This is a genomic window from Cytobacillus gottheilii, assembly GCF_001636345.1.
Classification (GTDB): Bacteria; Bacillota; Bacilli; order Bacillales; family Cytobacillaceae; genus Cytobacillus; species Cytobacillus gottheilii.
This window is the reverse complement of record NZ_KV440945.1, coordinates 2,219,040-2,244,081: the sequence shown is the minus strand read 5'-3', so window position 1 is coordinate 2,244,081 and position 25,042 is coordinate 2,219,040. Positions and strand designations below refer to the sequence as shown.

The following is a 25,042-nucleotide window of genomic DNA, read 5'->3' as shown; positions in this document are numbered from 1 at the left end:
TAACATGTTCCTTGCCATTATTTTAAAATGTTTTACTTTTTCTGATCAATTGAAAACGCAGCAAGCTGTTCAATGGTCATATCATCCATAGGAGGATTATGCAGACCTGCCCTAACATCCCGGTAGTATCTTTGCAGCGGATTATTTTGTGCCAAACTATGCGCACCGACAATTCTCATAGACAAATCAACAATTTTCAATGCACTATTTGTAGCTTCACGTTTAACAGCTGATAAAATGGGTGTCATTGTATTTCGTTCCTCAGCTTCACTTTCATCCCACCCTTTTGCAGCTCCATACATGAAATAGCGGGACTTCATGATCTCTAGCTCAATCTCACCAAGTTTTTGACGAACATTAGGCAATTCAATAATTGGCCTATTAATACTAGAAGGAGAATATTCCTTTGCAAATTGGATGGAATAAGATTGAGCTGCCCGTGCAATTCCTAGATAACACGCAGGAATATGAAGAAGCCAGCCGTTAGCCTGATTGGGACCCTGCTGCATTTTTTCAACTAGAAAATTACGATCAATGGCTACATCCTGGAAAATAACATCATGACTGCCCGTCCCTCTCATCGCTACGCTATTCCAAGTTTCTTCTATTATAATTCCCTCTTTGTTTGCAGGGATAATAAAGCTTCCAACTTCCTCCGTTTCTGTAATCGTTGCTGTTACGATCATATAATCGAGTACAGGTGACATGGTTGCAAAGCTTTTCCTGCCATTTATGATCCACTTATTATTGTGCTTCTTTGCAGTTGTATGCGGTTTGCCTCCTCGTGTCGGACTGCCTGTTTGCCGCTCGGTTGCCAACGTATTTATAAGGGCACCATTCAAAACTTCACCAGCTAACCATCGAAGAATGCTTTCATCCCATGCTTTTTTCTCGAATAGGTTGTGAACAATCCCCATATGCCATCCAATTGAAAGGGCAGTAGATCCATCTCTTTCTGCTATGGTCTCCTGCAGATGCAGCAGTTCGGTTAATGAGATTCCTTTACCTCCATATTCTGCAGGTACTGTCAATGCAGTATAGCCGGACCTCTTTAACTCAGTCATATTTTCAAAAGGAAACGTTCCTTCCTGGTCATGTATATGTGCCCTTGTTCGAAAGTTTTCAGCTATTTTCTCAAGATAGTGCAAACGCTCTTTGGCATCATTTGTTTGTAAAAAATTCATTATAAATCCCTCTTTTCCTATCGGATTATATAATTATTTTACTGGATTTATTTTCTGATGTGAACTACTGTGACTTCAAGTTTGTTATCAAAGGTTGGTTTGAATTTATTTATGTTAGAATAATTTTAAAAAAGACTGCATGCCAAGATGCAGTCTCGCTTCCTTCCTAGTTGATTTCTACAAAATTTATTCTCCTGTAGGAATCCATATCATACGCTGATATGGCATTTGGGGAAAGTGCGTAGATCACGTTGTTAATATAAACGAGTCTATCAATTGTATCTTCCCATTCTTCGTAAATTGCATCTTGATCCTGATGTGTCACCATCTCTTTTATTGTAAAACCTTTCTCTACATCAATACCATAAATATAAGCACCCTGAAATGTAAATTTACTATCATACTGATTATCTTTCATGTTTTCATATACCGTAATGGGAAATGCGAAAATATCTTTATTTTTATCAAAAAGTAATGCTTTGTGATCATAATTTAAAGGTGAATAGGTTCCTCTGCCGCCAATAATCTCTGTGAATTTTTCCTTCGGATTCTTCATGTCACTCACGTCAAATAGTGAGATTTTAATGCCTTCAGTAAAGACGAGCGGATCGCTTCCGTTTTTGCCTGCTTCAACCCTTGTATCATAACCAAATCCAATTAAATGGTTTTCGTCATAAGGATGTAAATAGTTGCTGAAACCAGGAATCTTCAACTCGCCTAAAACTTTAGGAGACCTTGGGTTACTGCTGTCTATAACAAACAATGGATCTGTTTCTTTAAAGGTAACGATATATATTTTATCACCCATAAATCGAGCAGAATATATTCTTTCTCCTCTCGCTAGGTCCTCAAGATTACCTGTCTCATTTAAGTTTTCGTCTAAAATGTAGAGATTATTAGCTGAAGGGGTGGAATCGTTGAATGTATTCCCTTTTGTTGTTGCTATTCTGAAATAACCATCATGCTCATCCATTGAAAATTGATTCAAAATGGTGCCGTTTATTTCGGCGCTCGCCATCATAACGGCTTTTAGACCTTCAAACTTAAATTTATAAATCGTTGTATCCGGACTAAAATCTTCAAAGCTCTCTTCGCGCAGTGGCATTAATGAATAATCAGCCGAAGCCATATAAAGATAATCTTTTGACATATACATATTGTCACCGCTGCCAATAAAGGAGGATATTACTGCTTCTTTGGTATTTTGGTTCAAATCAAAGACAGCAATATTGGTGAAGTTTTGATCTTTTGATTCTGGTATATAATTGATATTTTTCAAATCCACACGCTCAAAGGATTCCGCTTTTGCAGTATCCTTAAAAATTGGTCGAAGGTCCATATCTGGCTTCTCCTCTAACATCCAAATATCTGGATATTGACTTGTTACCATAAATACTTTTCCTTCCTTCATCCTTGCTGCTGTTAAGGAACCCTCCACTTCAACTTCTCTTATTACTTTTGGTTGTTTTTTATTTTCGATATCATAAACAATTGCTTTTACACTTTGATAATATGCGGGAAAAGAAATGTCTTGAACTTTGTTTTCAGTACCCTTTTTATTTTCTGTATAACTGTGTCCTAAAACAACAAGCTGGTTTTCATGCAGAAACAGAGAATGCGGACTAAAATCATGAGTGAATTTCAGTACAGACATGACTTCCATTTCATTAACTGGATGAGCAGATACAATTTGCACTTCGCCATCTGTTGCCCGGTAAATGTATTGACCATCTGTTTTTACCGAGTCTGCTTCATCAACACCTTCAACTTGGATATTTGTTTCTGAATACTGTCCGCCTTCCCCGCTGCTTTCCATACTGCTGTCCTCTGCAGAACTTGCATCGCTATAAAGTCCAAACCCTTTTGAACGCCCTTTATCTCCTAACAGTGTTAAAAAATGGTCATTTATTTGAGCAACGGATTCAGCTTTTGGCAATGTAAGCTCAACACTAAAAAGCTGTTCTTTTTGAGAAGCTAATCTTCTTCCGTTCACTGATTGAATGTCCTCTGTCAGTAATAGCTTGTATGAACCTGTTCTTGCTTTATAGCCTGATTCGGGAGGTTTAACAATGATGCTCTTTTGATCATCACTTAAGTTTATGTCAATATCTTGTTTCTCACCTTGATCGTTAATGACAGAAACAGTTTGTGAATTAACTGTTTTTTGATCTAACTTTCGTGAAAAATAAATCTTCCATGTTTTATTGCTGAGTACCTCCACATTTTCATTTTCAATCTGGCTGACAACCTTTAGCTGCGTGCTCAGAATAACAGCAGCAATTGCCGCAGGAACAAGCAGCAAAATGCACATAACAAGCCATATTTTTTTCATCGCATTTCCCCCTTTATTCCTTTTGACGAGAACAATTGGAAAATGGTTACAATGAAGCAACAGAATTCTTAGCGGCTTAATTTAGCCTTATATAATTGAATTCCGTGTACTCCCCTTTCTTTTCTGTTACTGCCACCACTATAAAAAAGGAGCTTCGTGATTACCGAAGCTCCTTTCAATAAGAATCCTTAATCCTAAATTTTTATTACCAATCTTGTGTACTTTCAAGCAAAAGATCTATTTCTATATGTCTGATTAGATGAGAAAGATCTTCATCAGCCATATCGGATGTATCATCTAATATTTGGTCTATGTCCGCATTAAAGATTTTCATAATCAGACTCCTTGTAACTTGAATGCTCCATTAAAGAATATTTTGTGACAATAAATTGAACTTTACATTTACAATACAATACGGGGTTAAAGACTTTTTTCTGGGGGTATAGATAGTTGAAAATATTTTACCCAGATATGTACATATTTAAACTGCATTAAAATGAATTTTTATAAGAAATGAATTATAGTAAAAAAACTTTAGTTGCTCTTACAATATGGGTTAAAAGAGCTTATATTACTCTAGGTTTATCGAAAATACTAATAAAAAACAGGAGTTACCAATCATTTACTAGTCTATTTATGAACTTTTTGTGACAAAAACACGTCTCCTAATCATGAACATTTTGTGACACAAATCACAAATGATTGTAATTAACATTATATGAGACTAATATAGAGACTGTTAATGTGAACAATTTATAGTTTAGTAATGATGAAAATTATATTTCATTCATTGATGAAAGGAGCACAATAATGAAACTTAAATCGGCAATCCTCTTTCTAGTTATTACTATTGCCACAGTGCTTACAGGGTGTGAACAATTAATTGTTCTGGATCCAAAAGGCCCGCAAGCAGAAACACAGGCAAATGACATTATCATCTCAGCTAGTATCATGTTATTTATCGTATTGGCTGTGTTTGGTATTTTGGCCTACATGTTAATTAAATACAGAGCTTCAAAGCAAAAAGAAGATTATGAACCGCCGCATATTGAAGGCAGCATACTCGTTGAATCAATTTGTGTTGGTATTCCTGTCCTGATTGTTGCTGTTCTCTCTTTTATGTCTGTGCAAAGCAACTATAAAGTCGAAGCAACTCCAGCGGGATATGAAGATAAAGAACCTTTAGTTGTTTATGCATCATCTTCAGCATGGAAGTGGCATTTCAGCTACCCAGAAGAAGGAATTGAAACGGTAAATTACCTATACATTCCAACTGACCGTGCTCTAGAATTCAAATTATACTCTTTTGGAACAATCAGCAGTTTCTGGATTCCGCAATTAGGCGGACAAAAATATGCTATGTCCGATATGGTTAACACTTTGCACCTTGCTGCAGATGTTCCTGGTGAATATATGGGAAGAAATGCAAACTTTAATGGTAAAGGCTTTGCTGAGAATACATTTAATGTTACAGCAATGCCGCAAAACGAATTTGACGACTGGGTAGAAGAAGTGAAAGATACAGCTTCACCTATTACTGAAGAAAAGTTTGATGAACTACTTGAACCAGGTCATCTTGGTCAATTAACCTTTACCGGTACACATCTTGACTTCCGTCCAGCTCCTGAAGGTGAACATGGCGGACATAATCACGGTTCTTCTAGTAATGAAGACGATTCTGATGAAGAAAATCATGAAGTTCATGATCATGAAGACCACGATCATGAGGAATCTGAACATCATCATTAATAGGCAGATTATATATTTAAAGCTAGTAAACTTGTTTGTTATACGTGAAAGGAGATAAAATCGTATGGAATTCTTTGAACGATTCGCCATACCGCATCCAAGCCCGGCAATATACGCTTCCATGGTCGCTATTGGGTTAACCGTTATTGCCATCATCGCTGGATTAACTTACTTTAAAAAATGGGGTTATTTATGGCGCGAATGGTTAACAACTGTTGACCATAAACGAATCGGTATAATGTATTTAATTTCTGCGCTTCTTATGCTGTTCCGCGGTGGCGCTGATGCGATCATGATGAGAGCTCAGCTGTCAATGCCGGAGAACAAATTATTAGACGCACAGCACTATAATGAAATATTCACAACTCACGGAGTTGTTATGATTATGTTCATGGCAATGCCATTTATTATGGCACTGATGAACTTTGTTGTACCTTTGCAAATTGGTGCGAGAGATGTCGCTTTCCCACGTTTGAATGCTTTAAGTTTTTGGTTATTTTTCATGGGAGCAATGCTCTTTAACATCTCATTCGTAATCGGCGGTTCACCTGACGCAGGCTGGACTTCGTACTTCCCTTTAGCAGGAACCGAGTTTAGTGAGTCAGTCGGGACGAACTATTATATGATTGCCCTGCAAATTGCTGGGATCGGTACTCTGGCAACAGGGATCAACTTTATGACAACAATCTTAAAAATGAGAGCACCTGGCATGACTTTAATGAAAATGCCTATGTTCACATGGTCAGCTTTTATCACAAATATTATTATCGTTTTTGCATTCCCAGTACTAACAGTTGCTCTTGCAATGGGTACACTTGACCGTCTATTCGCTTCTAATTTCTTTACAACGAATAATGGCGGAATGGACATGTTATGGGCCAACCTGTTCTGGGTTTGGGGACATCCTGAAGTATATATTTTAGTATTGCCTGCGTTTGGTATATACAGTGAGATCATTTCAACTTTCGCGCGCAGAAACCTTTACGGCTACAAATCAATGGTCGCATCAATGGTTATTATTTCATTGCTTTCGTTCCTTGTTTGGGTTCACCACTTCTTTACAATGGGTCAAGGCGCGTTTGTTAACAGTATTTTCTCAATTACAACAATGGCCATTGCCGTTCCAACAGGTGTAAAGATCTTTAACTGGCTGTTTACACTCTGGAAAGGAAAAATTGTTATTACGACACCAATGCTTTATTCCCTGCTTTTCATTCCGCTATTTACAATCGGCGGAGTTACAGGAGTAATGCTTGGAATGTCAGCAGCTGACTATCAGTATCACAACACAATGTTCTTAGTTGCTCACTTCCATTTAGTTATTATTCCAGGCGTAGTATTCGCTATGCTTGCAGGTTTAACTTATTACTGGCCAAAAATGTTTGGCTTTATGTTAAACGAAAGACTTGGAAAATTAAGTGCCTGGATTATTTCCATCAGTACACTTGTTGCTTTCATTCCAATGTTCTTCTCTGGTCTGGATGGTCAGGCAAGAAGAATGTACACATATTCTGAACAAGCAGGCTTTACAATGTGGAATATGATTTCTTTTGTTGGAGCAGCCGGCCTTGCAATCGGTTTTGCGTTGATTGTCTATAATATTTACTATAGTATTCGTTACGCTCCAAGAGACATCGGTTCAGATCCATGGGATGCAAGATCACTTGAATGGGCTACACATAGTCCAGTACCGGAATATAACTTTGCAATTGTTCCAAATGTTGATTCAACTGAAGCATTCTGGGATGCTAAAAAGAAAGGCCACAAGCTGTTTAAAGGTGAACTCGAAAAGATTCACATGCCAAACAACAGTCCAATTCCTTTCATCATGAGCAGCATCTTCTTTGTATGGGGCTTCTCATTCGTATTTGCAATGTGGATTCCATTAATTATTGCAACGATCGGAATTTTCGGCTGCATGGCTTATCAGTCATTTGAAAAAGATCATGGCCGCTATATCTCTGTCGAAGAAATAAAAGAAACTGAAGAAAAACTGGGAGGTCCTACCGTATGAAAATAGATCATTCACTCCCTCTTGAATACAGTACACAAGAAAATCAAATGAAGATTTTAGGTTTTTGGATTTTCCTTGGCGCTGAAATCATGCTATTTGCTACACTATTCGCTTCCTATTTTGTTCTAGCACCCAGAACTGGAAGCGGTCCTGCTGGTTCTTCTATTTTTGAATTAACACCAGTGCTGGCTGAAACTATTCTGCTTTTAACAAGCAGTTTCACAATTGGGCTTGCGATTCACGCGATGAGACTGGGAAGAACAAAACCAATGTTAGTCTTCTTTGGAATCACGCTAATTCTTGGTCTTGCGTTTTTAGGTGTTGAGATTTACGAATTTAATCATTATATTCATGTGGGTGCTGCCTTGCAGACAAGTGCATTCACCTCCATCCTTTTAACAACATTAGGGACGCATGGAGCTCACGTAACATTTGGTCTTGTATGGGGTTTATTCATCATGATTCAAATTAAGAAGAATGGTTTAACACCTCAAACTGCTAATAAATCTTTTATATTCTCTCTTTACTGGCACTTCCTGGATGTAGTTTGGATCTTTATTTTCAGCTTCATCTACTTGAAAGGAATGATGTAATATGAAAGAGTTATTTCCTATAAAACAAGTTATGGGCTTTATCTTCTCTCTTGTTTTAACAGCAGTAGCTTTAGCCGTTTATTTCTTTGATATGTCTTTTACTGCGGGAATGACAATCCTGCTTGTCACAGCATTTATACAAGCAGGTCTGCAGCTGGTTATGTTTATGCATGCTGGAGAATCAGAAGACAAAGCTCATATTTACACAAATGTCTATTATGGAATCTTTATTGCCATTGTTACAATACTAGGTACTTTACTGACAATGGTATGGGGTTATGTATAAACTGCAGAAACAAAAAGGAGCGACTAATGTCGCTCCTTTTTATCTTTTGAATAAAAATCCGCGTGGCGTTTTTTCCGATTTTTCTAATGTTTCCTCTGTTGCTACAAAGAATACACCCATTAAGAAAATAAAGATCGCTCCCATTACTGTTCCGATTCCTATTGGGGTAAGAATACTGGAACCGCTTTCAAGGAAACCTATCGTAAATAGAATAATGCCAATTGATAAAATTGAAATTCCACAGTATCTAATTGCCTTTAACATGGTTCGATGTTTACTCATATCCATCACCCTCCTGTACCTCTATAATATTCTTTTGTTCACAAAATTGTCAATTTATTTTCACAAAATGTTCTATATTTATATATTGACTTTTTTCGACCTCATTAAACATCTTTCATTTCATTGGAAAATATAGGCTGAAAACTCAAAATATTTAGCTGAGTGTATATACTCCCTGCATTTAACCAATAATTACCACGTTTAAAAGCATTGTATTGCTAACACTTAGGAGACAAGTAGTCTATAATATATATAGATATATAAGGAGGTATTAGGTTGAAATCACTTTTTAGAAAAGGCTCTTCATTTCTTTGGTTAGCAGCAGCTTCAGTCGTGATTTTAGCATTATTGTTTACTTTCATGAATACGAAAGGTACAGAAACAACAATCCCATTCTCTCAAGTTGAAAATATCATTTCTGCATCAACAAATGAGTCATCCATTAAAGAATATAAAAGTGGAAAATTAATCATCACAGCCGATGATCAAGAATATATTTCACATGTTCCCCCAAATAGTGATATGGTAAACAGCCTTGTTGAAAATTATGACTTACAATACAGCTATTCAGCATCAAACCCTTACACAATTATGATTTTAATTTTTCTAGTCTCCGTTATGGCTGGATTTGGTTTTTACCTTTTCAAATCTGGTAAAGGCGGATTAGGCGCAGCTAACTCAATGAAGCAAAGTGTTTCTAAGCCGAAGGAGCTGCCTACTATTTCCTTAGAAGACGTGGGCGGTATTCAGGAGGAAATGAAAGATGAAATCCTTCAAACACTTGCAACCCTTAAAGACCCTGAAAAAGCATTGCGCCTGGGAATTAAACCGCCAAAAGGCATATTATTATACGGTCCCCCTGGTACAGGAAAAACTTTGCTTGCTCAAGCGATTGCCAAAGAAATTGGCGCTACGTTTTTTAGTACAAGCGGTTCTGCATTTAATGAAATGTTTGTTGGTGTTGGTGCTTCGAGGGTACGCTCCCTTTTTCAAAATGCCAGAAAACAAACTCCTGCAGTCGTATTCATTGATGAAGTAGACTCGCTTGCAGGGAGAAGAAAACAGCATGGCGGTGAAGAAGGAGAAAAGACATTAACTGAATTGCTTGTTCAGTTAGATGGAGGTCTCTCAAACGAAGGGATCCTTTTTATCGCAGCAACGAATAGACGGGATATGTTAGACGAAGCATTTTTGCGGCCTGGCAGAATTGATTTTTCTTTCCATGTTCCTCTCCCAGATACAAAAGGACGTAAAGAAATTATTGATATCCACTCTAAAAACAGGCAGTTAGCTCCTGATGTCGCTGCGTTTTTAGGTCAGCTTGCTGAAAGCACATCTGGTTTCTCTGGCGCTGACTTACATTCTCTTTTTGAAACAGCCAGCCGACGGGCAGCTAAGTCCGGCCAAGAGAATATATCACGTGAGGATCTTGATTTTGCATTAGACAGAACCATTTTAGGAACCAGCAGCCGAGCTTTACAAGATGCCGATACAAAAAGAAGAGTTGCTATTCATGAAACTGGTCATGCTCTTGTCGCTGCCATTACGAAACCCGGTTCAGTTCGTAAGGCTACTATAATCCCGCGCGGTCAGGCGCTTGGATACGTTGCTCCAATTACGAAGGAAATGCAGCTGTCCACTGCTTCAGAGCTTTTAGATCAAGTAGCAATGATCTTAGCCGGCGGAACTGCTGAGAGATTATTATTAGGTGAACACAGTATTGGAGTCAGCGGTGATGTAAAACAAGCTAAATCAATTATTGAGCAAATGGTAGACACCGGTTTGCTAGAAGACGGCTTTACACTCACATTTAGTACGAAGCAAAAAGAAGAAAAAATGCAGGAACTATTTCAGAAAGCTTTATTAAAAGCAGAAACCATTATTAAGAATAATCGTCCTCAATTTGATGAGCTTGTTGAGGCATTACTAAAATATGAAACACTTGAAGGCAATGAGGTTCAAAGAATTGCAGATCATGTCAGCACTGAGCAAACTGAACACTTAGTTATTGTTTAAATGATCTTTAACAAATTCACCAAACCGTCTTTAGCATTGAGAGGTCTCCCTCTATGTGGACCCTAATCCACATAAAGCGGAGGCTTTTTCAATTGGATCTCACCTAATCAGGACAATAATTACTAAATGTTGGATTTAGGAGGTGTGTTTCTCGCCTAATCTGGACACTTGATTCCAGATACTGGATTATAGAGGTGTATTTCTCACCGAATCGAGACACTGTTTACAAAATTCTGGATTATAGAGGTGTGTTTCTCGCCGAATTAGGACAATATTTTCCATATACTGTAATATAGAGGTGTATTTCTCACCGAATTGAGACACCGTTTACAAAATTCTGGATTATAGAAGTGTGTTTCTCGCCGAATTAGGACACTGTTTACCATAAAATGGATTAAAGAGGTGTGTTTCTCACCGAATCGAGACACTGTTTACAAAATTCTGGATAATAGAGGTGTGTTTCTCGCCGAATTAGGACAATATTTTCCATATACTGTAATATAGAGGTGTATTTCTCACCGAATTGAGACACCGTTTACAAAATTCTGGATTATAGGGGTGTGTTTCTCGCCTAATCGAGACACTATTTACCAGATACTGGAGTGAAGGGGGTGTGTTTCTCGCCATCAGGATCCTTTCTTCCATAAAATGGATTAAAGAGGTGTGTTTCTCACCGAATCGAGACCCTGATTTCTAGATACTGGGATATGGAGGTGTATTCAAGTTCCATAGCCTGCCACATATGCAAATACTCATTAGGAGAACCCACTCTATCTCCCCCTTTTCTTAATGATTTGAAGATATCTTCTTAAACTTTCGAATTAATCATATTTAATTTTACATATAAGTGAATCCTACTATTCTACTACAAGGAATAAAATTACATTTTTTTCAATCAGAAACAAGGATTTTACAGATTTATGTCTAATCCAATAAGAGTATATTCTGTAGTCGGAGGTTTTATTGTGTATGAGTTTGTTGCTGAATTAGCCTTACATTTTTTTGTTATGATGATGATTCCGTTAAGCTGCTTTATTTTATATAGAAGGTGCATGGATACTAAAACCACTATTCTCTTTGCGATTGCCAATTTTGCTGCACTATTTTTAACTATGTCATTCCCTGCTAATATTTCAGGGAATATTCATTTTGATTTAAAATTTATTCCCTTATTCATCGTTTTTTTCTATATACGCCCTGCTATTGGAATCTTGTTTGTTGTATTTATTATTTTATTTAAATCCTTGGTTAATCCAAGTGAAGTGCTTTTTTTACTTTTAAACTATGGAATTGCTTCAGTCATTTTTATAATCATGTCTACTTTTTACAAAAGATTTTCTTTTATGCAAAAAATTATTTTTGGTGCATGTTTTTATATTCCAATTACACTGACAAGATACTTAGCGATTGTCAGATCTGGAGATACGGATGAAATACTGAATTTAATTTGGTTTTCCATTATGTCCGCCATAACATTAACAATGGTTATTTATCTTATCGAATTAAATAACATACAGCTATCTATGATGGCACAGCTGCAAAACTCAGATAAAATGAATGCAATTAGTCAATTAGCTGCTTCTGTAGCACATGAAATTCGTAATCCAATGACTTCTGTAAGAGGCTTTTTGCAGCTCATTAAAAGTGACAATAACCTTACAGAGGAGCAAGGAATGTTTATTTCCATTTCGCTAGAAGAATTAAAGAGAACAGATCAAATTATTAATGATTTTCTTTCTCTCGCACGCCCAGAGACAAAAAGCAATGAACTTATTTCCTTAACCAAAACAATAGAAGAAGTCTTTAGCTTTATGAAACCTTATGCAAATATTTCGAATGTCCTTATCGAATGCGATATTGAACAAGATCTCTTTATATTAGGAAATTCACATGAGATGAAGCAGGTACTCATTAATATAACTAAGAATGGTATAGAAGCGATGCAATCAGGAGGAAGCTTAACTATTAAGGTCTATCAAAGTGATGGAGATGGTGTGGTAGATATTATTGACCAGGGGATTGGTCTTTCAGAGCAGCAGCTCACACAATTAGGACAGCCTTATTATTCAACAAAAACAAAAGGAACTGGTCTAGGACTCATGATTTCCTTTGACATCATTAAACGTATGAATGGGGAATATAAAATTAAAAGCAAAGAGAGATGCGGAACAACATTTTCTTTACTATTTCCACTAGTACCTGCCAAGGATTATCGCGGCATTTCGACAAAAATTAGTTAATATAAAAGAATATGCGACAAATTCGATTCTATTTATTGTTTATTTTACATATAAAAAGGTGTTCATGTACTAAATTGTCTGATTATGCGCTTTCCCGAGAAATAATTTTCAAATTTTCAAAAATATCCTTATGAATGTTGTTCGAAAATACTTAACCTTTAAGCATAATTTATCATAAAACGATCAATCACTGTCTATACTAATTCATGAGCCGTCCACAATCTTTCACGCAGCGACTGCGGGACTAACCAAAGTAATCTGTGGGCGGCTCTTTTTTTGTGCATAAATTTATATCCCTTTATCAATAAGTTCGTATCCGGGAATTAATTCAGATAACCGGACAATATCAGCACTCTGCTGGTAAACAGGAATATATTCCTGCAATACTTCCGCCATTTTTTTCCCGGTTATACCAACATGACCAATCGCAATTAGCTGTTCCCTTTTTACGATCTTCTCTGCTAACATATTTGCCTGTTTTGTTATATGCTGTCTCGTATATATATCATCAAAGAAAATGTTATTTTCTAAATAAGGCACCTCTAATTCTGACGCAATCTTGCCGACTACACTCTTTCCGGTCGTTTTACTATCCAAATAAAATAGCCCGTGTTCCTTGCAAACCTGCAGAACGATTCGCATAATCCGCTCATTCTCTGTCACCTTAGAACCCATGTGGTGATTCATGCCAACAGCATGCGGAACATCTTCAATTGCTTTTTCCACTCTTTTACGAATCTCCTGGTCAGAAAGATCTGTCGTAATAGCTCCAGGACCAAGCCAGCTCTTCTTCCCTTTCTTTGGCTCCATAGGCAAATGCACAATAACTTCATGACCCTTGTTAAAGGCGGTTTCCGCATCTTCTTTTGTTGATTCAAGAAAAGGCATGATGGCAATTGTAAGCGGGACTTTAAGACTTAGGATTTCTTCTGTTCCCTCCATTTTATTACCAAGATCATCAATTACGATTGCTAATTCGTTCTTTTGTTCTTCCGCAGCAACTACTCCCGGAACGATCAGAAAAAAGAGCAGCCCCAATGTTAAACTCATATTTATCTTTTTCATAGAATCACCTCTGATGTTTAGCTTTCCCAAATACCAGAGGAAAATCTCCATATCTTTATTTCGAATATATTGTTTGATTTACTGTGTATTTTTTTATGGTTTCACGATTTGGTTCATAACCTATCCCAATGCTTGACGGGACTTCAATTAACCCATCAACGACAACAACCTCCGGGTTAATAATGTCTTCCTCCCAATAACGTGCAGAACCGGCCGTATCACCTGGCAAGGTGAAATTTTCTAAGGAGCTGAGAGCAATATTAAATGCTCTTCCAATCCCTGCTTCAAGCATGCCTCCACACCAGACAGCAATTCCATTCTCTTTGCAGTATTGATGAATATCTCGTGCTGAACTTAGACCGCCAACTCTGCCAATTTTAATATTTATGATCTGACAGCTCCCAAGCTCTACTGCCTTTTTCACATCATCAAGACTTTGGATGCTTTCATCAAGGCAGATAGGTGTCTTAATTGCTTTCTGCAGCTTAGCATGGTTGATTATATCATCAGCACCTAACGGCTGTTCAATCATTAACAGATTAAACTCATCAAGCTTGCGCAGATGGTCAGTATCCTTTAAAGTGTAGGCTGAGTTTGCATCTGCCATTAATGGAACATCAGGAAAGCGCTCGCGGACTGCTTTTATAATTTCTACATCCATTCCAGGTTTAATTTTAATCTTGATTCTCTTAAAGCCCTCTTCCAGGTAACCTTCAATCTTTTTAAATAGTTCTTCTTTGGATTGCTGGATGCCAATACTTATTCCTGCTTCAATACTCTTCCTGGTGCCTCCAAGTGCATCTGAGAGAGAAAGATACGATCTTTTTGCATATAAATCCCAAACGGCACCCTCGATGGCAGCCTTTGCCATATAATTTCTTCTGATTGGGGAGAATATCACTCCTACTTCATCTGGGTGGCTGATTTCTCTGTTCAATAACAAAGGAATCAAATAATCCTCAAGAATGTGCCAATTTGTTTTAAATGTTTCTTCCGTATAAGTTGGATCAGGCAATGCAACGGATTCACCCCAGCCGCTGTTCCCCTTTCCGTCAATTACCTCAATAACAGCAATATCTTTATCTTGGATCGTTCCAAAACTAGTATGAAATGGTTCACGAAGTCGCATTCGGACGTGATTCATGATGACTTTTGTAATAATCAATTGAAAACACCTCTATTATCAGCTCTGTACTTTATCAATCGTATGAAGAATGGTTCTTGCCAGTATTTCAATCCCTGTAAACATACTATCTTCATTAAACCTCATTTTTGGATGATGCAGTCCTGGCTGCAGATCACATCCTAAGCCAAGCATTGTTGCCTTAAGGTGCGGACGGTTATTTGTATAATGATGGAAGTCCTCACCTCCAGTTGTTACAATGGGAGGCATTAATTTCTCTTTACCTATCGATTCGGCAATCGCTTTTTCCATAATCTTTATTGCTTCTTCACTTTTTGTTGCTGCTGGCATTGTTGCACAAATCTGTGAATCAATTTTCACATTATGAATTAGGCTGATCCCTTCTAAAATCATGTTGATTTTAGTTATCAACTGTTTCATCATTTCATTTGTTTGTGCCCGTAAATCGATTGTAAATGAAGCACGGCCAGGAATTATATTCGCTGAATCTCCTCCAGCATGTAATTTCGTCATTTTAGCCGAATACGGAACTAAAGGGTTAATATGAATATTATTGATTTCATTCACAATAGCAGCTGCAACCTCAATAGCATTTTGTCCCAGATGCGGACGAGCTGCATGAGCATCACTTCCATTGATCTCTCCATTTAGGAACATTGAAGCTCCATGCAGAATTGCTCCGGCTGCAAATCCATCGCTCAATTCTTGAATTGGCCGCAAATGGACGCCATATAAGTAATCAACATCGTCCAATACACCTTGCTCTATCATTTTTAATGCGCCTGTGCCCTTTTCCTCTGCCGGCTGAAATATAAACTTTAATTTGATATTGTCATTATTTAATTTTTCTAATTTTTCCAGCAAGAGAAGTACTCCGATCACCATGGTCATATGGGCATCATGACCACAGGAGTGGTTCGCCTTAAATACACCATCCACTTCTTGCCATAAAGCATCCATATCTGTTCTAACAGCAATACAAGTCCTTCCGCTTCCAACTTCCATAACCAAACCTGTATTTTCCTTAAAATTACTTACTTTATAGCCTCTATCCTTTAAAAAGGCGGTTATAAATTTTGTGGTTTCAACTTCCTGCCAGCTAACTTCAGGATGCTCATGCAAATGCTGAAATATTTCTTTAATCTCATTTCTTAAGTTTTCAAGCTCTTTTATCATTGAACGAACCCACCTTTTTCTCTATACTATCTATATTGTGTTAATAGCCGACCCTATTATTTAGGATCGGCTATCATTTCATTATTTCCTATGCATTTTGAATTCAAGAAACAGATCATTATAGCGAGATAGCAATCTAGGTCCCAGATTTTCATAAACCTCTAATCTGGCTGTCATTTCCTCATCTGGATAGAAGCGCTCGTCTCCTACAATTTCTTCATCAAGCAAAGCAACTGCTGCTTTGTTTGGTGTTGAATATCCAACATATTCGGTATTCTGAGCTGCGTTTTCAGCATCCAGGATAAAGTTCATAAACTGATGTGCACCATCAATATTCTTAGCTGTTTTCGGAATAACCATATTATCAAACCACAGGTTAGAACCCTCTTCAGGCACAACATATTCTAAATTATCTTTCTCCCACATAAGCTCTGCAGCTACACCTGACCAAACAAGGCCAATGCTTGCTTCATCGTTTTCCATCAGCAGTCTGATTTCATCCCCAACGATTGCTTTTATATTTGGTGTTAAGGAGTCCAATTTTTCTTTTGCTTCCATCAAATGGTCATCATTTTTATCATTTAATGAATAATGCAGGCTATTTAAGCCCATACCCATGATTTCCCTGGCACCATCGATAAGAAGGATTTCATTTTTTAAACGCGGATCCCACAGATCATTCCAGCTTGTAAGAGTCATTCCTTTCTCTTCAAGCATATCTGTATTATACACAATTCCTACTGTGCCCCAGAAATATGGAATAGAATACTCATTGCCAGGGTCGAAAGAAAGATCCATAAAACGTTCATCTATATTTTTTAAGTTTGGAATCTTACTATGATCCACAGGCAAAAGCAAATCTTCTTCTTTCATTTTTTCAATCGTATATTCAGAAGGAACAGCAATATCGTAAGTAGTACCGCCCTGCTGAATCTTTGTTAGCATGGCCTCATTGGAATCAAACGTCTCATATATTACTTTAATGCCTGTTTCTTCTCCAAACTTGTCGATCAGCTCAGCATCAATATAATCTCCCCAGTTAAAAACAGTCAGTACATTCCCTTCCGTTAAACCTTGTGCAGAATTTAATCGATTAACGATATATAACAGTATAAATGAAATCGCAAGTACCGCAACAAAAGCTCTAACTAGCTGTTTCACTGTCTCACCCCCATACCGCGAGGCTTTTCACTTTTTTTCGTAATAAAGTAATAGCCAACTACAAGAAGCATGGTGAAAACAAATAATAAAGCAGAAAGTGCATTAATATTTAGAGATACACCTCGTCTTGCCAATGAATATATTTCCACAGATAGAGTTGTAAATCCGTTTCCTGTAACGAAAAAGGTAACCGCAAAATCATCTAAAGAATACGTCAATGCCATAAAGAACCCTGCAAAAATACCTGGTGTAATGTATGGCAGAATGACCTTAGTCAGAACATCAAATCGACTTGCTCCAAGATCTAATGCAGCATAAATCATCGATTCACTCATTTCTTCCAGTTTTGGCAGCACCATTAAAACAACAATTGGCACACTAAATGCAATATGCGCAAGAAGAACTGAAATGAACCCGAGTTTAATGCCGATCATAGTAAAGAGGATCAGGAACGAAGCACCAATGATAACGTCAGGACTAACAATTAATACATTGTTTAAAGAAAGAAGTGTATTTTTAACTCTTCTTTTTCTTGCATATAAAATAGCTAAAGCACCTGCGACACCAAGAATGGTAGACACGGTAGCTGACAATAATGCAATTATGACAGTATTTAATACAATTGTAAGCAACCTGGTATCCTGGAATAACTCCCTGTACCAGTTAAGTGTAAAGCCTTCAAATTGGTACATGGTCCCACCGCTGTTAAACGAGTAGAAAATTAAATAGAAAATAGGTCCATACAAAATGAAAAAAATTAAAACCAAATACACTTTTGATAAGATTGAATTCTTTTTCATTTTAGAGTACCCCCTTTTTCCTAGTACCCGTAAAGATCATAATGAGCACCATAGCCAAAATTAAAAACACAGCAATGGTTGACCCCATGCCCCAGTCTTGCGTTACAAGGAAATGCTGTTCTATCGCAGTTCCAAGCGTAATGACACGGTTTCCTGCAATCAGTCTAGTCAGCATGAATAGTGATAGTGCAGGAATAAAGACGATTTGGCAGCCTGCTTTTACTCCATCTAATGTTAATGGGAAAATAACACGTGTAAATGTTGTCCATTGTGAGGCACCAAGATCACTTGATGCATACAGCAAAGATGGATTTAATTCATCCAGCGCATTAAAAATCGGCAAGATCATGAATGGCAGGAATATATATACCGAAACGAAAATAAAACTAAAGTCAGTAAAGAGTATTTGCTGGCTTCCAATTCCAATCACTTCTAAGATACTGTTTGCTGCCCCATATGTTCCAAAGATCCCTAAGAAAGCATAAGCTTTCAAAAGAAGATTGATCCAGGAAGGAACAATAATTAACAGCAGCCAAAGCTGCTTATGCTTTGTCTTAGTCAGTAAATAGGCAGTTGGATATGCGATTAATAAAGTAAATAAAGTGATAAGGAACGCATACCAAAATGAACTGAAGGTCATTTTTAAGTAGACTGGCGTAAAGAATTTCTGATAGTTAGAAAGCGTAAATTCTCCTTCTATATTGAAAAAAGAATAATATAAGACCAGAAACAGAGGTGCAATGACAAACAGTGCGATCCAAATCACATAAGGAATCAGGTAGAAATTACGTGATCTGTTCTTCATCCGTTTACCTCTTCGTAAGCTTCCAGACGCTTATCAAATTCTTCTTCTGTTTCACCATGTCTCATGACATGAATGGCCTCTGGTTCAAAAAATAACCCTATTTCCTCTCCAACAATGGCCTTCTTTGTTGAATGAACAAGCCATTCGTTTCCTTCTGAATCATAGCAGCTGATTTCGTAGTGTACACCTCTAAATAACTGTGAATCAACTTTAACCTGCAGCTTCCCTTTTTCCGGGAGTGTGATCTCAAGATCCTCTGGTCTGATGACAACATCAACATCTTCCGATTTATTAAACCCAGCATCCACACAATCGAAGGTTTTTCCAGTGAATTTTACAACATAGTCTTCCAGCATTGTTCCGGAGACGATGTTCGATTCCCCAATAAAGTCTGCAACAAACCGGTTAATTGGTTCATCATAAATATCTGTAGGTGTGCCGCTTTGCTCAATTTTACCGCCATTAAGAACAAATATTTCATCAGACATAGCCAATGCTTCTTCTTGGTCATGAGTTACAAAAATGAAGGTAATGCCTAAGTTCCGCTGTAATTCGCGCAGCTCATACTGCATTTCCGTTCTAAGCTTCAAATCAAGTGCTGAGAGTGGTTCATCCAGAAGGATCACTTCGGGCTCATTTACGATAGCACGCGCGATGGCAACACGCTGCCGCTGACCGCCTGACATTTCTTTAATTTCGCGATTCTCATAGCCTTCTAAGTTGACGAACTTTAAAGCTTCTTTTACTTTACGTGTAATTTCATCATTTTTGATTTTCTTAATTCTTAATCCAAACGCTATATTCTCAAACACATTTAAATGTGGAAATAAAGCATAGTCCTGAAAAACAGTATTAACTTGACGTTTATTTGCAGGCAAATTGTTAATAACCTTGCCATTAAAATAAATATTGCCTTTTGTTGGCTCAATAAAGCCGGCAATTAGCTTAAGAACAGTTGTTTTTCCACAGCCAGACGGACCAAGCAGTGTATAAAACTTTCCTTTTTCAATTTCAAAAGACACATCCTGCAGAACAGGAGAATCGTCATCATACTGTTTTGTCACATGTTCAAAACGAATTATCGTATTCTCTCCCATTTATTTCTCCTTTTTATATAAATAATTCATGATTGCTGTTTCTTCAATAAATGACAATGTTCAACAATCATACTAATATCATATTTTAGTTTAATAAAGCGTTAATATCAATAAGGATCGTAAAAAACTTGACAAATAATTGATTATTATTTAATATCGCAAACTATGTCACTTATAATGAGATTTTTTAAATGATTTCCACTCCTGGGTACTCGCTTTCCGGCGAGGCTGGTGCTGAGCCTACTCGCCTCTTGCGTGCTCGCCTCCCACTCGTCTCCGCAGCAGTATCGCACCCTTCCGTTCCAATTAACAGCCAGATTGCTAAAAGATTCTGTTAACTAACAATTGTAAGCAGCAAGCTTTTTAAAATAAACTCATCTATAAAAAAAATACACTTCACCTTTAAACTAGTTCAAAGATTACTCTAGCGATGTTTCATGAATTCATTTCATCTAGCTTTGTCGTTCATGTATTTAGTACTAATTCTCTAGTTTTTTTTTCTGACATCACACTTTTGCATTTGAAAACAATTAAAAATAATATAAAATAATATTAACAATCTTTATATTGTTGAGACATCTCTTGAGAAGTAATGAGCAAGTTGTGCTATGATGAATAAAAAGATAACACTTTCATAACTTTTAAAAGGGGATCTTATCTGCACTGGGGGAAAACAACATTAATGAATACATTTAAAGCATGGGTTGAGAATAACGGGTTGAAAAGGTTTATCATATTTGGCATTCTTGTTGTTGCTTTGTTTTTACTAAAAAGCATGATTAATGTCATATTGCTTACGTTTATACTCTCGTTTCTTATGGACAGATTAGTGAATTTAGTTCAGAAAAGAGTAAATATCAACCGTACTGTTACAGTTTTAATACTTTATATGTCCATTATCGGACTGCTTTCAGTCGGTATTGTTAAATACCTGCCTGTAATCATCTTTGAGATTTCTCAGCTTGTTAATCAGCTTGAGCTGTTCTTTACTCAAAAGCATGATAATCCAATTTTGAACTACTTAACAGAAATGCTGGCCAGAAACGAAATTACAAGCTATCTGGAACAAGGATTTACCTTCTTGCTGAAGTACTTCTCTGACGTTAGCAAAATTGGAATGCACATCATGATTTCATTAATTTTAAGCTTATTCTTCCTAATAGAAAAGCCAAAACTAGTCCAGTTTACAAAGAAGTTTAAGAGCAGCAAAGTAAGCGCATTTTATAATGAAATTGCTTTTTTTGGTTCAAAATTTGTCAAAACGTTTGGTAAAGTAATTGAGGCCCAATTTATTATTGCAACTGTAAACTGTGTACTTACTACTTTTGCACTTTGGATTATGGATTTTCCACATCTAATGGGCTTGTCCATTTTAATCTTCTTCCTTGGATTAATCCCAGTTGCAGGAGTGATCATATCTTTATTCCCGCTATGTACGATTGCTTACACGGTTGGCGGAATTATGCATGTGATCTATATCTTGATCGTCATTATGATTATCCATGCGATTGAAGCTTATATTTTAAACCCTAAGCTTATGTCATCAAAAACAGATTTACCTGTTTTTTATACATTTATCGTACTGATCTTCTCTGAGCATTTCTTTGGTGTCTGGGGACTGATTGTCGGAATTCCGGTATTTGTATTCTTGTTAGATGTTTTAGAAGTTCAAGAAGTGCGAGATAAAAAACCTCCAAAAATCGTACAGTGATGATTGATTAGGTTCAAAACAAAAAGCCAGATAGATAACACCATTAGATGGTCGTTACTATCTGGCTTTTTCTTATTATCAATTCTTTAATGTCAATAATTGTTGCGAGCTACATATGTGCCTGCGATTAAATCATGCAAACCTCGTTTTTGTTTCCCTGCCCCTACCATGATTGCGCTGACAATCATCGAAATCCTAAATGTGACCATAGAAAGCAGATATAATCCTATCACTTCACGTAAAATCATCGTAAGCAATGTCAGCTTTTTTCCATCTATTCGTTTTATTCGTATTCCGCAAATTCTTTTTCCAATAACATATCCGCCCCATAACACTGGCACAATCGTTAAATAAGCTTCATTGAGAAGTGTATATACCCATGTATCCATCCACTCCGTGTTAATGTCTCCTGTTATTAAGAAGAAAATTATTGCAATTGGAATATGAATAATTAGACCATCAAGAAGTACAGCTCCAAGTCTGATCCAAAATCCAGCATGTTCTCTAAAATCATGTTCGTCATTCATTATGTTTCACCAACCCCAGTTATAATGACCTACCCTCTACTTCTAACTTAAGTATCAATTGATCAGCTCGTAATCAATTCGACAAAAATTATCAATGTCCTTTATTTTTATTTTTCATGGACATTTAGTTTTTTCATAAATAATATATGATTACTGGTCCCAACAAATAACTTTATCAGAATTCTTTCCTATTTTTAACCTGCAGAATGAGCTTTTTACTTTTTAAAGGACTTTCATTTTTTCTGAAAAACAAAAAGGCCCAGTGAAATTCTGTTTAATTACAGAGATCTCCAGGCTTTTATCTTGCCTTGCAACAAATGAAATCAGTACATTCTAACTCGCAGTAATTCAAAATTGCTTTAATGCTTTATGTTTTTCGCTATATTTTAAGAAGACAGCAATCAACTCAATTCCCTAAGCCTTCCCATAAGTTCCTTGCTTCACTCAATTCAGCCAAAGCACCGCCTTGTCCGTGAGCCTGAATATATCCTTCTGTTTTTTTTATACAAGTCGTAAAGGAATCAAGCTCGTCTCTCTCAACACTATATTGTATTCTCTTTTGTACTTTGCTGTATGCTTCTTCTAGATTTTTTAGTTCTGCTGATGCTATATCCCATTGTTCAGAAACAATATTTGACTCAATCGCTTCTATATAAAATAAAATGTCTTCCTCTTTAGAAAATGGCTGCTTTAATATAATACCTGACTGCATAATAGCAATAAAGAAGAGGAGAATGACTACTGGTATCAGTTTATATAAAATAAAATGTTTCATTTCATTGAAGTCCTTCATAATCACTTATATCTGTAAAATGCTGAAAATGATCCCGATAGCCGTCAATAAAAAACGCACCAGATGGATCAAGGATGGCAAGAAATATTTCTGAGGCATCCTTATAACCATGTTCTTTCACTTTTTCTTCCAGCCATTTCTTTGAATGATTCACAGCCTGCAGATTATTTTCAATGATAACACCATCATAAATTAACTCCGTACCTAATCCTTTATAACGGGGTTTCAAGTGAACAGCCTCTGCAGTCAGCGGCATATATTCTGCTTTTTTCATTACCGAGATTTGTCCATCTTTCTCGATAATCGCATACTCAACCTCCTCGAGATTAAATACACCTTTCTCCCTTAGTTGCTCTTGTAAATCAGAAATTCGATATCTAAGTTTTTTCATCACTCCGTCCATTATCTTACCATTCATAATAACGATGGCTGGTTCCCCGTCTAAATAAACAGAGGCTTTTCTCCATTTTAAAGTGACGACTTGCAGGATGAACACCATAAAGGTCCAAGTAATAAGTCCAATCCAATGCGGCCAAGCTTCACTCGTTAAGTCTGTCGTCAGGTTTGCCGCTATTGAGCCGATTGTTATGCCTAATATATAATCAAAGAAAGTAATTTGGCTCACTTGCTGTTTGCCGAGAAAACGGGCGAATATCAACAGGGAACCAAACGCAATAATTGATCTCACCGCTACGACAGCTGCTTCATTCATTCTATCCACTCCATATATTGGATATAGATATTATAAGTCATTACTTTATATTCCATTCTCTTAATTCAACGATTGTGTATAGTAAAGAAGGTTTTTTGCGAAGAAGGGGATCTAAAAATATAAAAACCACAGTTAACTACTGTGGCAAGAGGATTTACTGATGATGATAAGAGGATTTAACTAAATAACGATCTAAAATAAAATTTCCGAATGGTATAAATGCTACCGCTACCGAACTAAAAACCCAAATAAATGACCATTTTATTTTTATTGTTACAAAAGCAATAACAAAAAGATATAAAATAAAGAAAAGGCCATGTAATGAACCGGCAATCCGCACTGCCTCTGGAATTCCAGCAGCGTACTTTAAAGGCATCGCAATGAATAACAAAACTAACAAGGAAGCGCCTTCAATAAATCCCATTAAACGAAATTGACCAATTGTATCTTTAATCATCATTTCATTCTCCTTATATATCATATTCTATAGCGTGTTTTAATAGTCGGTTCACTTGGTGTATGTACTATAATCATTAACAGTGGAAAGACGCTTCCTGAAACGTCTTTCCCTTTATTTAAGATAATTCCAACATGATGGGACAATGGTCACTGCCCATAATATCGCAATGTATATCAGCATCTATAATTTGCTCTTTAAGGCTATCAGATACTAAAAAATAATCAATACGCCAGCCAATATTGCGTTCTCTTACTTTCGCCATGTAGGACCACCATGTGTATGCTCCTTCTTTGTCAGGATACATATATCGAAAAGAATCAACAAATCCACTTGAAAGTAAGTTTGTCATCTTACTTCGTTCCTCTGCGGTAAACCCGGAGTTGCCATGATTCGATTTTGCGTTTTTTAAATCGATCTCTGCATGTGCAACATTTAAATCACCACAATACACAACAGGTTTGACTGAATTTAACTCTATTAAATATTTGCGAATTTCTTCTTCCCACTCAAGTCTATATGAAAGCCGTGTTAAATCTCTTTTAGAATTTGGCGTGTACACATTGACAAGATAAAAATCTTTAAATTCGAGGGTAATGATTCGTCCTTCCTCTTCAGAAACGTTTTCACCAACCCCATAAGAAACGGATAACGGCTTTTCTTTTGTAAAGACAGCAGTTCCTGAGTATCCTTTTCTTTCTGCATAATTCCAATATTGATGATATCCTTCTAGCTGCAGTTCAATCTGACCGTCCTGCAGTTTAGACTCCTGAATGCAAAAAATATCAGCATCCACATTTTGAAAATAATCTAGAAAACCTTTTTTAACACATGCTCTTATTCCATTTACGTTCCAAGAAACCAATTTCATGCTGTTAATAACTCCTTACTGTGCAGC

General features: G+C 36.8%; 23 protein-coding genes. 7 read left to right on the top strand and 16 right to left on the bottom strand.

Annotation, left to right across the window (positions count from 1 at the left end; translation table 11 throughout):
• Positions 1-32: 32 nt before the first annotated feature.
• From A6754_RS10880 to A6754_RS23185, 3 genes are all read right to left on the bottom strand, one after another.
• Positions 33-1,184: an acyl-CoA dehydrogenase family protein gene (locus A6754_RS10880; protein WP_066445082.1), complete on the bottom strand. Its 1,152-nt coding sequence runs from the start codon at positions 1,182-1,184 to the stop codon at positions 33-35.
• A 166-nt stretch (positions 1,185-1,350) separates the two neighbouring features.
• Positions 1,351-3,516 (bottom strand): beta-propeller domain-containing protein, encoded by a 2,166-nt coding sequence (locus tag A6754_RS10875; RefSeq protein ID WP_066445077.1) that lies wholly within the window; start codon positions 3,514-3,516, stop codon positions 1,351-1,353.
• Positions 3,517-3,721: 205 nt separating this feature from the next.
• Positions 3,722-3,850 (bottom strand): hypothetical protein, encoded by a 129-nt coding sequence (locus A6754_RS23185; protein ID WP_257297441.1) that lies wholly within the window; start codon positions 3,848-3,850, stop codon positions 3,722-3,724.
• Positions 3,851-4,326: 476 nt separating this feature from the next.
• Between A6754_RS23185 and qoxA the strand changes: the two genes are divergently transcribed.
• From qoxA to qoxD, 4 genes are all read left to right on the top strand, one after another.
• Positions 4,327-5,265 (top strand): cytochrome aa3 quinol oxidase subunit II, encoded by a 939-nt coding sequence (gene qoxA, locus A6754_RS10870; protein ID WP_066445073.1) that lies wholly within the window; start codon positions 4,327-4,329, stop codon positions 5,263-5,265.
• A gap of 64 nt (positions 5,266-5,329) precedes the next feature.
• Complete coding sequence (qoxB, locus tag A6754_RS10865) at positions 5,330-7,279, top strand: cytochrome aa3 quinol oxidase subunit I (protein WP_066445071.1); 1,950 nt, start codon at positions 5,330-5,332, stop codon at positions 7,277-7,279.
• Positions 7,276-7,872, top strand: a complete 597-nt coding sequence (qoxC, locus tag A6754_RS10860) for a cytochrome aa3 quinol oxidase subunit III (protein ID WP_066445068.1) — start codon at positions 7,276-7,278, stop codon at positions 7,870-7,872. The genes qoxB and qoxC overlap by 4 nt, the downstream gene beginning before the upstream one ends.
• A 1-nt stretch (position 7,873) precedes the next feature.
• Positions 7,874-8,158, top strand: a complete 285-nt coding sequence (gene qoxD, locus A6754_RS10855) for a cytochrome aa3 quinol oxidase subunit IV (protein ID WP_066445065.1) — start codon at positions 7,874-7,876, stop codon at positions 8,156-8,158.
• A 39-nt stretch (positions 8,159-8,197) separates the two neighbouring features.
• Here the strand turns inward: qoxD and A6754_RS10850 are convergent, their stop codons facing one another.
• Complete coding sequence (locus A6754_RS10850; RefSeq protein WP_066445063.1) at positions 8,198-8,440, bottom strand: hypothetical protein; 243 nt, start codon at positions 8,438-8,440, stop codon at positions 8,198-8,200.
• A 276-nt stretch (positions 8,441-8,716) separates the two neighbouring features.
• Here A6754_RS10850 and A6754_RS10845 point away from each other — a divergent pair, with 276 nt between their 5' ends.
• Positions 8,717-10,456, top strand: coding sequence for an AAA family ATPase (locus A6754_RS10845; RefSeq protein WP_066445061.1), 1,740 nt, complete (start codon positions 8,717-8,719; stop codon positions 10,454-10,456).
• Between the two features lie 920 nt (positions 10,457-11,376).
• Complete coding sequence (locus A6754_RS10840; protein WP_082851661.1) at positions 11,377-12,696, top strand: ATP-binding protein; 1,320 nt, start codon at positions 11,377-11,379, stop codon at positions 12,694-12,696.
• A 288-nt stretch (positions 12,697-12,984) separates the two neighbouring features.
• On the opposite strand, the gene A6754_RS10835 is transcribed toward A6754_RS10840, so the two are convergent.
• The 7 genes from A6754_RS10835 to A6754_RS10805 all read right to left on the bottom strand — a co-directional run bounded on the left by A6754_RS10835 (position 12,985) and on the right by A6754_RS10805 (position 19,944).
• Complete coding sequence (locus A6754_RS10835; protein WP_066445057.1) at positions 12,985-13,761, bottom strand: divergent polysaccharide deacetylase family protein; 777 nt, start codon at positions 13,759-13,761, stop codon at positions 12,985-12,987.
• A 55-nt stretch (positions 13,762-13,816) separates the two neighbouring features.
• On the bottom strand, positions 13,817-14,926 hold the full coding sequence (gene menC / locus A6754_RS10830) for an o-succinylbenzoate synthase (protein WP_066445054.1): 1,110 nt from the start codon (positions 14,924-14,926) through the stop codon (positions 13,817-13,819).
• 18 nt (positions 14,927-14,944) lie between these two features.
• Positions 14,945-16,081, bottom strand: a complete 1,137-nt coding sequence (locus A6754_RS10825) for a M20 peptidase aminoacylase family protein (RefSeq protein ID WP_066445051.1) — start codon at positions 16,079-16,081, stop codon at positions 14,945-14,947.
• A gap of 81 nt (positions 16,082-16,162) precedes the next feature.
• Entirely contained in the window at positions 16,163-17,242 is a 1,080-nt protein-coding gene (locus tag A6754_RS10820) for an ABC transporter substrate-binding protein (RefSeq protein WP_066445050.1), read from the bottom strand.
• Complete coding sequence (locus A6754_RS10815; protein ID WP_066445048.1) at positions 17,239-18,042, bottom strand: ABC transporter permease; 804 nt, start codon at positions 18,040-18,042, stop codon at positions 17,239-17,241. Before A6754_RS10815 ends, A6754_RS10820 begins: the two co-directional genes overlap by 4 nt.
• Position 18,043: 1 nt before the next feature.
• Entirely contained in the window at positions 18,044-18,847 is an 804-nt protein-coding gene (locus A6754_RS10810; protein ID WP_066445045.1) for an ABC transporter permease, read from the bottom strand.
• Complete coding sequence (locus tag A6754_RS10805) at positions 18,844-19,944, bottom strand: ABC transporter ATP-binding protein (protein ID WP_066445041.1); 1,101 nt, start codon at positions 19,942-19,944, stop codon at positions 18,844-18,846. The genes A6754_RS10810 and A6754_RS10805 overlap by 4 nt, the downstream gene beginning before the upstream one ends.
• A gap of 682 nt (positions 19,945-20,626) precedes the next feature.
• On the opposite strand from A6754_RS10805, the gene A6754_RS10800 reads away from it, so the two are divergent.
• Positions 20,627-21,655, top strand: a complete 1,029-nt coding sequence (locus A6754_RS10800; RefSeq protein ID WP_066445038.1) for an AI-2E family transporter — start codon at positions 20,627-20,629, stop codon at positions 21,653-21,655.
• A 92-nt stretch (positions 21,656-21,747) separates the two neighbouring features.
• Here the strand turns inward: A6754_RS10800 and A6754_RS10795 are convergent, their stop codons facing one another.
• From A6754_RS10795 to A6754_RS10775, 5 genes are all read right to left on the bottom strand, one after another.
• Positions 21,748-22,182, bottom strand: a complete 435-nt coding sequence (locus tag A6754_RS10795; RefSeq protein WP_066445035.1) for an RDD family protein — start codon at positions 22,180-22,182, stop codon at positions 21,748-21,750.
• A gap of 406 nt (positions 22,183-22,588) precedes the next feature.
• Entirely contained in the window at positions 22,589-22,957 is a 369-nt protein-coding gene (locus tag A6754_RS10790) for a DUF4363 family protein (protein ID WP_066445033.1), read from the bottom strand.
• A gap of 1 nt (position 22,958) precedes the next feature.
• Positions 22,959-23,687: a DUF421 domain-containing protein gene (locus A6754_RS10785; RefSeq protein ID WP_066445030.1), complete on the bottom strand. Its 729-nt coding sequence runs from the start codon at positions 23,685-23,687 to the stop codon at positions 22,959-22,961.
• Between the two features lie 154 nt (positions 23,688-23,841).
• Positions 23,842-24,144, bottom strand: coding sequence for a DUF3817 domain-containing protein (locus A6754_RS10780; protein WP_066445028.1), 303 nt, complete (start codon positions 24,142-24,144; stop codon positions 23,842-23,844).
• Positions 24,145-24,262: 118 nt separating this feature from the next.
• Positions 24,263-25,015: an exodeoxyribonuclease III gene (locus A6754_RS10775; protein ID WP_066445026.1), complete on the bottom strand. Its 753-nt coding sequence runs from the start codon at positions 25,013-25,015 to the stop codon at positions 24,263-24,265.
• Positions 25,016-25,042: the final 27 nt, after the last annotated feature.

What these genes read in the sequence shown, in the direction of transcription:
- qoxB (WP_066445071.1), top strand. Translation starts at nt 5,330, where the DNA reads ATGGAATTCTTTGAACGATTCGCCATACCGCATCCAAGCCCGGCAATA.
- A6754_RS10810 (WP_066445045.1), bottom strand. Translation starts at nt 18,847, where the DNA reads ATGAAGAACAGATCACGTAATTTCTACCTGATTCCTTATGTGATTTGG.
- A6754_RS10815 (WP_066445048.1), bottom strand. Translation starts at nt 18,042, where the DNA reads ATGAAAAAGAATTCAATCTTATCAAAAGTGTATTTGGTTTTAATTTTT.
- A6754_RS10780 (WP_066445028.1), bottom strand. Translation starts at nt 24,144, where the DNA reads ATGATTAAAGATACAATTGGTCAATTTCGTTTAATGGGATTTATTGAA.
- A6754_RS10850 (WP_066445063.1), bottom strand. Translation starts at nt 8,440, where the DNA reads ATGAGTAAACATCGAACCATGTTAAAGGCAATTAGATACTGTGGAATT.
- A6754_RS23185 (WP_257297441.1), bottom strand. Translation starts at nt 3,850, where the DNA reads ATGAAAATCTTTAATGCGGACATAGACCAAATATTAGATGATACATCC.
- A6754_RS10805 (WP_066445041.1), bottom strand. Translation starts at nt 19,944, where the DNA reads ATGGGAGAGAATACGATAATTCGTTTTGAACATGTGACAAAACAGTAT.
- A6754_RS10800 (WP_066445038.1), top strand. Translation starts at nt 20,627, where the DNA reads ATGAATACATTTAAAGCATGGGTTGAGAATAACGGGTTGAAAAGGTTT.
- A6754_RS10775 (WP_066445026.1), bottom strand. Translation starts at nt 25,015, where the DNA reads ATGAAATTGGTTTCTTGGAACGTAAATGGAATAAGAGCATGTGTTAAA.
- A6754_RS10790 (WP_066445033.1), bottom strand. Translation starts at nt 22,957, where the DNA reads ATGAAACATTTTATTTTATATAAACTGATACCAGTAGTCATTCTCCTC.
- A6754_RS10875 (WP_066445077.1), bottom strand. Translation starts at nt 3,516, where the DNA reads ATGAAAAAAATATGGCTTGTTATGTGCATTTTGCTGCTTGTTCCTGCG.
- A6754_RS10880 (WP_066445082.1), bottom strand. Translation starts at nt 1,184, where the DNA reads ATGAATTTTTTACAAACAAATGATGCCAAAGAGCGTTTGCACTATCTT.
- A6754_RS10840 (WP_082851661.1), top strand. Translation starts at nt 11,377, where the DNA reads ATGTCTAATCCAATAAGAGTATATTCTGTAGTCGGAGGTTTTATTGTG.
- A6754_RS10795 (WP_066445035.1), bottom strand. Translation starts at nt 22,182, where the DNA reads ATGAATGACGAACATGATTTTAGAGAACATGCTGGATTTTGGATCAGA.
- qoxA (WP_066445073.1), top strand. Translation starts at nt 4,327, where the DNA reads ATGAAACTTAAATCGGCAATCCTCTTTCTAGTTATTACTATTGCCACA.
- A6754_RS10835 (WP_066445057.1), bottom strand. Translation starts at nt 13,761, where the DNA reads ATGAAAAAGATAAATATGAGTTTAACATTGGGGCTGCTCTTTTTTCTG.
- qoxD (WP_066445065.1), top strand. Translation starts at nt 7,874, where the DNA reads ATGAAAGAGTTATTTCCTATAAAACAAGTTATGGGCTTTATCTTCTCT.
- qoxC (WP_066445068.1), top strand. Translation starts at nt 7,276, where the DNA reads ATGAAAATAGATCATTCACTCCCTCTTGAATACAGTACACAAGAAAAT.
- A6754_RS10785 (WP_066445030.1), bottom strand. Translation starts at nt 23,687, where the DNA reads ATGAATGAAGCAGCTGTCGTAGCGGTGAGATCAATTATTGCGTTTGGT.
- A6754_RS10825 (WP_066445051.1), bottom strand. Translation starts at nt 16,081, where the DNA reads ATGATAAAAGAGCTTGAAAACTTAAGAAATGAGATTAAAGAAATATTT.